The sequence below is a fragment of the Enorma burkinafasonensis genome (assembly GCF_902150035.1).
In the GTDB taxonomy this organism is placed as follows: Bacteria; Actinomycetota; Coriobacteriia; order Coriobacteriales; family Coriobacteriaceae; genus Enorma; species Enorma burkinafasonensis.
This window is the reverse complement of the sequence record NZ_LR597508.1, coordinates 96,871-107,277: the sequence shown is the minus strand read 5'-3', so window position 1 is coordinate 107,277 and position 10,407 is coordinate 96,871. Positions and strand designations below refer to the sequence as shown.

Below are 10,407 nucleotides of genomic sequence, written 5' to 3'. Positions count from 1 at the left end.
CATCTCCACCATTCCTTCAACTGGGAAAATGCCGCCCCCGGGGCCCGGATAGGACCTCGGGGGCGTTCGGTTAACTGCGGGAGCGTGCCGTCAGCTCAATGTGTTCGGTTGGGATCGGAAATCAACCACGGGGAGCGACCGTTCGCACCCGGACAGGCGATCGCAAGCAGAAAATCGATTGAGAGGGCCCCGTGCGAGGCCCTCTCCGTCGAAAAACTGCTTGCGATTGCCGCGCGGGCTACGAGTGCTACTCCACGATGTTGAAAAGCCAGTCGATCTCGGTGCCCCAGGTGTCCTCATCGAGCGTCCAGGCGCCATCCGCCTCGGTGAGCGTGAGCGTGAAGGCGTATCTGCTTGAGTACCCCGCGTTGCCCGCCGCCTCGATGAGCATCTCGGCGTAGCGCTGGTTGTCCTCCTCGAGCGTCGAGGTCGCGTACTCGTCCGAGGCCCGGTACTCATCGACCATGGCCTCGAAGCCGTCGATGACCTGGAAGACGTCGCGCACGTTGGCGAACACCTCGACCGTGGCCGTGCCGGACGCCGGGTCGATGGCGATGCCGCCGATCGTGTAATCGAAGCCGTCGAGCATCATCCGGGCGTACTCGTCGGGGTCACCTCCGCACGCCGTGAACGTGGGACCGTCCATGAGCTGGGCCCATCCGCCATCGATGATGCCCGCGACCTCGTCGATGGCAGCGGCATCGCCGTTCTTGAACGCATCGAGGCGTTCCGCCACGGCGTCGCGCACAGCCTGCTCGGAGTCCGCGGCACCGTCGGCCTCGGCTTCGGTCTCGCCCGTCTCCTCGAGCGCCTCGCCGGCGCCCTCCTCGAGCTCCGCGAGAGTCTCGTCGGTCGTGGAGACGCAGGCTTCGGGGTCGACCTCCTCCATGGTCGAGTCGGCGCGCTCGGTACCCGAGACGCTGCTGAACTGCAGCAGCGTGTAGCACTGCGTCGCGGGCGTCTCGTCCACGAAGGTCGCCCATTGCTCATCGGTCGCCTCGACGCCGTCGATCGCGAAGCTCTCCGTGAGGTCACCGGTGTCGTAGTCGAAGAAGGAGTTGAGTTGGGCGATCGTCTCGAACCCGTCGGCACCGAGCATGAAGTACCCGCTGTGGTACTCCTCGATCGAGGTCCCCGTCGTGTCGGCGTACCACGAGGTCCCCAGCACGGGCAGGCCGTCGCGCTCGTAGAGGTACTGGTAGAAGGAGCCGCCGTTGGAGAACTCGCTCGCGCGGTCGTAGAGCTGCACGACCTCGCCGTCCCGGTAGTCCCAGACCTGCGCCACATAGCCCTCGTTGCTGTACTCGACGATGCTGCCGTCCTGCGCCTCGAGGTTGCAGACGATCGTGAGGAGCTCATCCGTGCCGTCGCCGTCGAAATCGATGAGCTCGGCCAGGGCGAGACCCGTGACCATGGTCTCCTGGCCGTCGTAGAGCTCGACGGTGCCCGGCTCGCCGTGCTCGCCGATGAGCTCCTGGCAGGTGCGGTAGTAGGCGGCGTAGGCGAGCTCGTCCTCAGAGGGCTCCTCGACCTCGGGCTCCTCCTGCTCGGGCGCGTCCTCGGCGCTGGTGTCGGGCTCGGGTTCGGGCTGGATGACGTAGGTCTCGTTGACCGTAGTCTGGTCGTGGACGTACTCGATGTCGTTGCGGTACTCCTCGCCCGTGTCCTCATCGACGATGACCAGGACGTAGTCGCCATCGGGGATGTCGCCGAAGTCCTCGAACGTGAAGCCGCTCGTGCCGGTCACGCGGATCTCGGCCACGACCTGCTCGAGCGTGGGCGCGCCGTCGGCGTCGAGGTTGTCGGCGGTGCGCTCGACCAGGCGCACGGCATACGAGGTGAGATCGTTGCCCTCGGCATCGCGCGGGCGGATGCGCGTCACCACCGAGCAGGCGAGCGCGTCGCGCTGCCCGAAGTACACGACGTCCTCGCCCATGAGGCGCGGCACGACGAAGATGCACACGGCGATGATCGCGGCGAGGACCACGCAGGCGATGCCCGCGATGAGGGCGACGGGTTTCTTCTTGCGGGGCTGCTCGGGCGGCACCTGCCCGTTCTGCGCGCCCGGGTCCTGCGGAGCCACCGGGGGCTGCCAGGCGGTCTGGCCGGGAGGGATGGCGCCATCCGGGGCGAACCCCGGCTGCGGCGCGGCACCCTGCTGGGCCGGCGCCCCCTGCGGGGCGGCATCAACCGGCGGTTGCGGGATCACGCGCGTGGGCTCCGCGCCCGACGCGCCCTCGGCGTCCGCCGGCCAGAGGGCGTCCTCGGCCGCCTTGGCGTCCGCGGCGTCCGCTGCCGCCTGGTCATCGGCCGCAGCGCCCCCAACGGCATCGTCGACGAGCGGCGCGGTCTTCGGCGCCGGGCCCTGCGCGGGCGCAGGCTCGTCGGCGGGCGCGACCTCCTCTATCGGAACGGATGCCGCCGCCTGGGCGGATTCCGCCTCGGGCGCCGGCGCTCCGACCGGCATCGCCTCGGCTGCGGGCGCGACCTCCTCGGCGGACGCGACCCCCTCGACCGGTACGGCCACCTCGGCAGGCGCCGGCCCGTTTGCCGGGGCGCCCTCGCCCTCGGGGCGCTGACCGGGCTCTTCCCGCGGGGTTACCTGAACCACAGGCTTACCGCACCGGGTGCAGAACTTCGTGCCCTCGGCAAGCTCCTTGCCGCAGCTCGTGCAGAACATCGCGTATCCCCCGCCCTTCGGACCCCGCGGCGCGCGCCGCCGGCTCGAATCTTCCAACGCATCCATGATACGACGAGCGGCCCGCGCATCTGCGGGCAAAAAATAGCAGAACGGCCCCCTCTGTGGGAGCCTTTCCTGCTATATCCTGCCCGCAGATGAGATGGGCCCCGGCACGATCGCGCCGGGGCCCCGCATCTTAGGGATGGAGCCTTCTGCTTCAGGCCTTCTTGGTCGTCTTGCGCGGCGCGGCCTTCTTGGCCGCGGTCTTCTTGGCCGCACCCTTTTTGGCGCCCGTCTTAGCCGCCGCCTTGCCGCGCCGGCTGCGCGCGGGCTTCTGCTCCTTGCCGGGGCACTCCATGTTCACGCAGATGCGCCACGGGCCGCGGGCGGTCTCGACCACCACGATCGGCGCGCCGCAGTGCTCGCAGACCTCGCCGGTGGCCTCGAGCTTGCCGCGGGCGGGCAAGGGATAGCTCACGCCGCACTCGTCGTAGTTGGTGCAGCGGATGAAGCGCTTGCCGCTCCGCTCGCTCTTGTGCGCGATCAGGTCGCCGTGGCGGCCCGCCGCGGCGCAGGCGGCGCACTCGCCCACCTTGAGGTCGGGCTCGTAGTTGGTGGGGCACTGGGGGTTCACGCAGACCTCGTAGGCCTTCTGCCTGAACGGCTGGCACTTGATGCGCGGCGCCCCGCACTCGGGGCACACGGCGGCGTCGCCCTCGAGCGGGCTCACCTTCACACCGGAGGGAACCGGGTAGGTGACGTCGCACTCGGGCCAGCCCATGCAGCCGATGAAGCTGCCGCGCGTCTTGGCCGAGGTCTTCATCACGAGGTCCTTGCCGCACTTGGGGCAGGCGCCCACGCGGGCGTCGGCGGTGACGGCGTCGGCGATGGCCTCGCCCAGGTCGTCCTTGTGCTCGATGAGGGCGTCGAGCATGCCGGCGAGCAGCGCCCGCGAGTGCTCGACCACGTGCTCCTGGGTGTCAGCGCCCTCGGCAACGCGGGTCATGTCGCAGTCGAGCTCGGCCGTCATCTCGGGCGTGGTGATGCGCGGTGCGAACTCGTGGAGCGCGTCGACGATCGCCATGCCGAGCTGGCTCGGCTCGATGGGGTCGTTCTTGAGGTAGCGCACCTGGTAGAGACGCTCGATGATCGAGGCGCGGGTCGACTTGGTGCCCAGGCCGCGCTTCTCCATCTCCTGCACGAGGCGACCCTGGCTGTAGCGCGCGGGCGGCTCGGTCTGCTTCGCCTCGAGCTTGAGGTCGAAGACGTCGATCACGTCGCCCTCGGAAAGCGGCGGGAGCTGCTCGTCGCGCTTGAGGCCGTAGGGGTACGCCTCGCGGAAGCCGGCGTCCACCAGCACGTCGCCCGACGCGGTGAACGGCTCGCCCGCCACGTCGATGGAAAGCTTGGTGTTCTCTATGGTCGCGGGCCCCATGAGCGTCGCGAGGAAGCGCCGCGCGATGAGCATGTAGAGCTTCTTCTGGGCGCCGTCGAGGCTCTCGGGGTTGCCCTGGCCGGTGGGGTGGATGGGCGGGTGGTCCGTTGTCTCGGTCTTGCCGCGGGTGGGCTTCATGGGCCCGGCGAGCACCTTCGCCGTCACCGGGCGCAGCGCCGGGACGTTCGCGGCGAGGCCGCCCACGATGCCCGCGAGGTCGAGCGTGCGCGGGTAGACGGTGTTGTCCACGCGCGGGTAGGAGATGTAGCCCGCCATGTAGAGGCTCTCGGCGAGCCGCATGGTGCGCGCCGGGCTGATGCCCTCGGCCGCGGCGGCCGCCTGGAGCGACGTGGTGTTGAAGGGCGCCGGGGGCTGCTGCTTGCGACTGCGCTTGGCGACCTCGGCGATGGTGCCCGTCGTGGCGCCCTCGACGTGCGAGAACGCCGTCTCGGCCGCATCCCTGTCGGTGAAGCGGGCCGTGGCGTGGCCGATCTTGAACGCGGAGTCCGCGTCGCCCTGGGCGGCGCCCATGCCGCGGATCTGCCAGTAGTCCTCGGGCACGAACGCCATCCGCTCGCGCTCGCGCTCCACGACGAGCGCCAGCGTGGGCGTCTGCACGCGGCCCGCGGAGCGCACGTTGCCGAAGCCGCCGAAGCGCGCGAGCGTGAGGTAGCGGGTAAGGACCGCGCCCCAGATGAGGTCGATGTACTGGCGGCTCTCGCCGGCGTCGGCCAGGTCCTGGTCGAGCTCGACCAGGTTCTCGAAGGCCGCCGTCACCTCGCCCTTGATGAGGGCGGAGTAGCGCGCGCGGCTCGTGGGCACGTCCGGCGCCACCTCGCGCACGCAGGAGAGCGCGTCCGAGCCGATGAGCTCGCCCTCGCGGTCGAAGTCCGTCGCGATGATCACGTGGTCCGCCTTCTTGGCGAGGTTCTTGAGGACGCGGATGATCTCCTTCTCCGCGGGCTTCTTCACGATGGGCGCCCACGTGAGGTACGGCAGGCTGTCGACCTTCCAGCCCTTGATGTTGATGCCGTTCGCGAGGTAGGGCTTGCGCTTGGTGGGGTACGGGGGCCGCGCCAGGCCGTCGGGGACGTCCGCCGGCAGCACCTCCCCCTCCTCGCTCACGCTGTACCAGCCCTGCTTCTTGTCGAAGAGGATTTCGTCGGGGAAGTCGGGCGCGAGGATGTGCCCCGCGAGGCCCATGGACACCCAATCCTCGCCGTCCACCGTGAAGCGGTAGACCTGCGTGTTGTAGACCTTGTCGGTCTTGGGTTTGCCGTCAGCGAGGAGCTGGGCGATCTTCTGGGCAGCGATGTTCTTCTCTGCGATGACGAGTTTCAAGATGGAACCTCTTGGTTGCGCTTGCCCGCATGCAAAGCGCGCGGGCGTCCCGTTCGCCCGCGCGGTACCGCGGGCCTTCTTTGCTCGCGGGACAGTATACGCGAGTTACCTGCCGTTTACCAAAAACCCACTGGAGCGCCCGGCCGGCGGGGTCGCGGCGCGCGCATCGAGATACAGGGATATGGACGTTTAAAGCGCTTCAATGCGTCGAAAACGTCTATATCCATGTATCTCGATGCATACGGGTTCAACCGATGGGTGCCCGCCTTTCGGGCGACCGCCGTTCGCGTCGGCAGCTCCGGGGCCGCCGGGGCCGACGAGGGCGGCATCATCGAGGCCCGGGCGATGACAAGAGGCTCCCGGCGGCCGGTCGACGGCTGAGGAGCTACCGCGCCGCCTCGATCTGCGCGGCGAGCCAGGAAACCCACCCGTCCATGCCGTCGCCCTTGGTCGCGCTCACCTCGAAGCGCGGCGCCCGGGGATTGAGGTCGTCGAGGGTGCGGCCATAGAGTGCGAGATCGAAATCGAAGGCGGGCGCCACGTCGATCTTGTTGAGCAGGAGCGCCCCCGCATGCTGGAAGATCCCCGGGTACTTGAGCGGCTTGTCGTCACCCTCGGGCACCGAGAGGATCATGACGCAGAGGTTCTCGCCCAGATCGAAGTCGACGGGGCAGACGAGGTTGCCCACGTTCTCGATGAAGATGACGTCGATCTCGTCCAGTCCGACCGCCTCATCGAGCGCGTCGACCGCCTGCGCGATCATGTTGCCCTCGAGGTGGCACAGGCCGCCGGTGTTGATCTGGATGGCCGGCATCCCGGCCTCCTTCATGCGCCGGGCGTCCACGTCGCTCGCGATGTCGCCCTCGATGACCGCCGAGCGCAGGCCATAGGCGTCGCGCAGGCGCGCGCTCGTCGCGAGGATCGTCGAGCTCTTGCCCGATCCGGGGCTCGAGAGCACGTTCACGACGAAGGTCCCCGTGCGGCCGAAGCGCTCGCGCAGCCCCGCGGCCAGGCGCTCGTTGCGCGAGAGGATGGGCTGCTCGATATCGATGGTGCGCTCTGACATGTAAATCCCCTTTCGGTCCCGGCGCGTCCGGCGACGCACGGCGGAGCTCGCCGGCGGCCCCTACGGCAGGTCGACCTCCATGGACACGATCTGAAGCTCGCGGCCGGCGAGGAGCGTCGTGGTGGCGCTGCCGCATTCCGGGCACCTCAGGTGGAAGCGGTCGTGGCCGAACTCGGCGCCGCACGCGAGGCACCGGCTGCGCGGATGCACCTCCTCGACGACGAGCGCGCTGCCCGCGGTGAGCGGGTCCTCGTCGCCGAGCACCTCCCACGCGAAATCGAGCGACTCGGGCACGACCTCGCGCAGGTCCCCGATACGCAACGTGACGGAGACCACGCGCAGGGCCCCCGCCTCGCGCGCCGCCGCCGTCACGGTCTCGAGTATGCCGGACACCAGGCCGAGCTCGTGCATGGAGGGGCCTTACGCCTCCTCGTCGTCCATGAAGAGCGCGAGGCGGCTCCCGGTGAGGCCCTTTCTGCCCTCGCGGGCGATGATCACGAAGCGCGTCACGAAGAGCGAGATCTCGTAGAGTGAGAGCATGGCCGCGTACATGAACAAGAGCGTGACCGGGCTCGCGTCGGGCGTGACCGACGCGGAGACCACGAGCATGATGACGTAGATATAACGCCACGCCGAGCGGAAGGTCGCGTACGGCACGATGTGGAACACGGCGAGGTAGAAGACGATGAGCGGCAGCTCGAACGCCACGCCGAAGCCGATCATGAGGAGCACCTCGATGTTGAGGTAGTCCACGAGGTCGGGCAGGGCCGTGGCGATGGCGTTGGTCTCGCCGATGAGCCACTCGAAGCCGGCGGGCACGATGATGAAGTAGCAGAACACCGCGCCGACGAAGAAGAGCGCCGTGGCGATGAGGATCGTGGGCACCACCCACTTGCGCTCGTTGGGCTTGAGCGCCGGGAGGAAGAACCCGAGGATCTGCCACAAGATCATGGGCACGCACACGACCGCGGCGGTCTTGAGCGCGATGGAGAAGCGCACCGAGAAGCCGCCGAGCGACGTCGTGATGTAGAAGCGGCCCTCCTCGACGAGCGGGCGGATGGGGTCGGTCAGGATGTCGATGATCGTGGGCGTCGCGAAGTAGAAGACGACCGTCGCCACGAGCACGCTCACCACGACGATGGTGAGGCGGCGGCGAAGCTCGCCGAGATGGTCGAGAAGCGGCATGCGCGCCGGTCCGATGGGCACTACCGCTCACCCCCCTCCGGGTTGGCGGTGTTCAGGTCCTGGGCCTCCGCAGGCGCGTCCCCGGGTGCGGCGGCATCCGCGTCGCCGGCGGGCGCGGCGGTGTCCGTGGCGGGCGCCTCGGCAGCGTCCGTGGCGTCCGCGGCCGCCTCGCCGGCGGTGCGGCGGCGATGGGGGCGGCGTGCGTAGAGGTCGGCCGTGGTGCGCACGGGCTCGCTCTCCGCGGCCGGCTGGTCGGCGGCGGGCTGGGCGGCCTCGGCGGTGTCGGTGCCCTCGCCCGCGGCCGCAGCGTCGGGCGCGGCGGCGTCGGCATCCTGCGGCGCTGCCTCGCGCGCGGCCTTCTCGGCGGCGAGGCGGGCGCGGCGCTCGGCGAACGTCTCCTTGCGGGCCTCGGCGGCCTTCTGCGTGGCGATGTCCGCGCCCTCGGCACCCTCGCCCGCGGCCTCGGCAGCGTCGTCAGCCGCGCTCGCGACGGACTTGGGCTTGGCGGCCTCGGCGGTTGCCGCGGCGGCCATGGGATCGACGATCTCGGTCTGGACGACCGAGGTCACCTTCTGCTGCGTCTCGCGGAACTGGCGCAGCGCGCGGCCGATGGTGCGGCCCATCTGCGGCAGCTTATCCGGTCCGAACAGCAGGAAGGCGAAGACCAGAATGACGAGAAGCTCGGTCTGCCCGATTCCGAACACGAGAACCTCCTGTGAATATCCTCCCGAAACGGCACCCGCGGCGGCGCGGGCGCGCAAACGCTATGAGTATACCGCCCCCGGAGCCCTGAACCCACGGGGCGGCGCGGGCTTTACAGAGCGGTGACGTCGATCTCGGAGTCGACCCCGAGCAGCTGAATCACGCGCATGACGCCCGGCTGGGCGTTCACGACCGAGAAGCGCTTGCCGTGCTCCTCGGCGTGGTGCACGGCGCCCACGAGCACGCCGATGCCCGCGGAGTCGATGTAGGCGACCTTCTCGAAGTCGAGCTGCACGGTGTCCGTGGGCTGCTCGAGCGCCAGGTCGATCGCATCGCGCAGCTTCGAGGCGTTCGAGATGTCGATCTCGCCCTCGACGGCGATGACGTAGAGCTCAGGCGTCGGCTGGGTGGTGATGACCAGTTCCATATGCACTCCCCACATGCCGGCCCTGCGGCCGGCTCGTCAGCATCTAGGACGGGCCGCGTGCGCGGCGCCGTATTCGGTCCATTGTACCGGTGATGCGCCCCCGCGCGGTGCACGGAGGCGCATCAGCAAATCTTCAGCATGTACGCGGGCGCGGTCAGACACCGGCGGGCAGGGCACCAGGACCCTGCGTCACCTGCGGCGACAGGCGCAGTGGACGCCCTAGCGGCGTTCCTCGCGCGCCAGCTGGGCGGAGACGAGCTTGACAGCGAGCACGAGCACGTCGAGCGCGGCCTCGAGCTCGGCGACCGTGGGGTAGCTGGGCGCGATGCGGATGTTCGAGTCATGCGGGTCGGCGCCGTAGGGCCAGGTGGCGCCCGCCGGGGTGAGCTTCACCCCGAGCTCGGCGCAGAGCGCGGCGACGCGCTTAGCGGAGCCCTCGGGGCCCTCGAACGAGACGAAGTAGCCGCCGCGCGGATGCGACCACGTGGCGCAGCCAGTGCCGGCGAGCCCCTCCTCGAGCTTGCGCTCGACCGCCTCGAAGCGCGGACGGAGGAACTCGGCGTGCCGCCGCATGTGGGCGCGCACGGCGTCCATATCGGGCAGGAAGCGCACGTGCATGAGCTGGTTGAGCTTGTTCGCGCTGATGAGACCGGCCTTCAGGGTCTTCGAGATCGCGTCGACGTTTGCGGCCGACGAGCCGAGAAACGCTATGCCGGCGCCCGGGAACGTGATCTTGGAGGTCGAGGCGACGCCGAGCACGCGGTCGGCGTTGCCCGCCTCGCGCGCGAGCTCGAAGATGTTCGCGAGCTCGTCGCCCTCGTCGGTGAGGTCGTGCACCGCGTAGGCGTTGTCCCACACGATGCGGAAGTCGGGCGCGGCCTTCATCGAGGCGAGGCGACGGACCGTCTCGTCGGAGTAGGTGATGCCGGTGGGGTTCGAGTACTTGGGGACGCAGAACACGCCCTTGATGGAGTCGTCCGCGGCGCAGAGGCGCTCGACCTCGTCCATGTCGGGGCCGGTCTCGGTCATGCGCACCGGCACGTTCTCGATCCCTAGGTCCTCCGTGATGCCAAAATGGCGGTCGTAGCCGGGCGCGGGGCACAGGAACCTCACGCGCTCGAGCGTGCGCCAGGGAGCGTGGCCGGGCGCGCCCTTCTCCCAGTAGTGCATGATGACGGACTGCATGATGTTCAGGCTCGACGAGCCGAGCACGAGCGTCTGCTCGGGCGGCACGCCGAGAAACGCCGAGGCGAGCCGGCGCGCGGAGGGGATGCCCTCGAAGCACCCGTAGTTGCCGCAGTCGACGCCCTCGTCCGTGAGGTCGGCGTCGCTCGAGATGAGGTCGAGCATGGGGCGGGAGATGTCGACCTGCGCGGGGCTGGGCTTGCCGCGCGCCATGTCGAGCGCGAGCCCGAGCGAGCGCGTCCGCTCAACCTCCGCCTCGAGGCCCGCGATCGCATCGTCGAGCTCGGCAGCGCTCATCTGCTGGTATATCGTCGCCATATGCATCCCTTTCCACTACGGGCGCACGGACCCCGAGGGACTGCGCGCGGCGGCACGGTTCCGATAAG

The 10,407-nt window shown here is 69.5% G+C and carries 8 protein-coding genes; all 8 read right to left on the bottom strand.

What is annotated here, in order from left to right; translation table 11 throughout:
- Positions 1-247: 247 nt before the first annotated feature.
- Positions 248-2,680 carry a zinc-ribbon domain-containing protein gene (locus FS885_RS06385; RefSeq protein WP_186365802.1) on the bottom strand — a complete coding sequence of 811 codons (2,433 nt, stop codon included), beginning with the start codon at positions 2,678-2,680 and terminating at the stop codon, positions 248-250.
- Between the two features lie 217 nt (positions 2,681-2,897).
- Entirely contained in the window at positions 2,898-5,456 is a 2,559-nt protein-coding gene (locus FS885_RS06380; RefSeq protein WP_144744235.1) for a DNA topoisomerase I, read from the bottom strand.
- Positions 5,457-5,841: 385 nt separating this feature from the next.
- Positions 5,842-6,522 (bottom strand): hydrogenase nickel incorporation protein HypB, encoded by a 681-nt coding sequence (gene hypB, locus FS885_RS06375; RefSeq protein ID WP_144744234.1) that lies wholly within the window; start codon positions 6,520-6,522, stop codon positions 5,842-5,844.
- 60 nt (positions 6,523-6,582) lie between these two features.
- Positions 6,583-6,933, bottom strand: coding sequence for a hydrogenase maturation nickel metallochaperone HypA/HybF (locus FS885_RS06370; RefSeq protein ID WP_144744233.1), 351 nt, complete (start codon positions 6,931-6,933; stop codon positions 6,583-6,585).
- 9 nt (positions 6,934-6,942) lie between these two features.
- Entirely contained in the window at positions 6,943-7,728 is a 786-nt protein-coding gene (tatC, locus tag FS885_RS06365) for a twin-arginine translocase subunit TatC (protein ID WP_246060830.1), read from the bottom strand.
- Positions 7,728-8,411 carry a Sec-independent protein translocase subunit TatA/TatB gene (locus FS885_RS06360; protein ID WP_144744232.1) on the bottom strand — a complete coding sequence of 228 codons (684 nt, stop codon included), beginning with the start codon at positions 8,409-8,411 and terminating at the stop codon, positions 7,728-7,730. The genes tatC and FS885_RS06360 overlap by 1 nt, the downstream gene beginning before the upstream one ends.
- Before the next feature lie 110 nt (positions 8,412-8,521).
- Complete coding sequence (locus tag FS885_RS06355; RefSeq protein ID WP_144744231.1) at positions 8,522-8,836, bottom strand: STAS domain-containing protein; 315 nt, start codon at positions 8,834-8,836, stop codon at positions 8,522-8,524.
- A gap of 219 nt (positions 8,837-9,055) precedes the next feature.
- Positions 9,056-10,339, bottom strand: coding sequence for an aspartate aminotransferase type Ic (locus FS885_RS06350; protein WP_144744230.1), 1,284 nt, complete (start codon positions 10,337-10,339; stop codon positions 9,056-9,058).
- Positions 10,340-10,407 lie beyond the last annotated feature (68 nt).

Bases quoted from the DNA above. Each gene is read 5' to 3' on its own strand.
- FS885_RS06350 (WP_144744230.1), bottom strand. From the start codon at position 10,339: ATGGCGACGATATACCAGCAGATGAGCGCTGCCGAGCTCGACGATGCG.
- FS885_RS06355 (WP_144744231.1), bottom strand. From the start codon at position 8,836: ATGGAACTGGTCATCACCACCCAGCCGACGCCTGAGCTCTACGTCATC.
- FS885_RS06385 (WP_186365802.1), bottom strand. From the start codon at position 2,680: ATGTTCTGCACGAGCTGCGGCAAGGAGCTTGCCGAGGGCACGAAGTTC.
- hypB (WP_144744234.1), bottom strand. From the start codon at position 6,522: ATGTCAGAGCGCACCATCGATATCGAGCAGCCCATCCTCTCGCGCAAC.
- FS885_RS06370 (WP_144744233.1), bottom strand. From the start codon at position 6,933: ATGCACGAGCTCGGCCTGGTGTCCGGCATACTCGAGACCGTGACGGCG.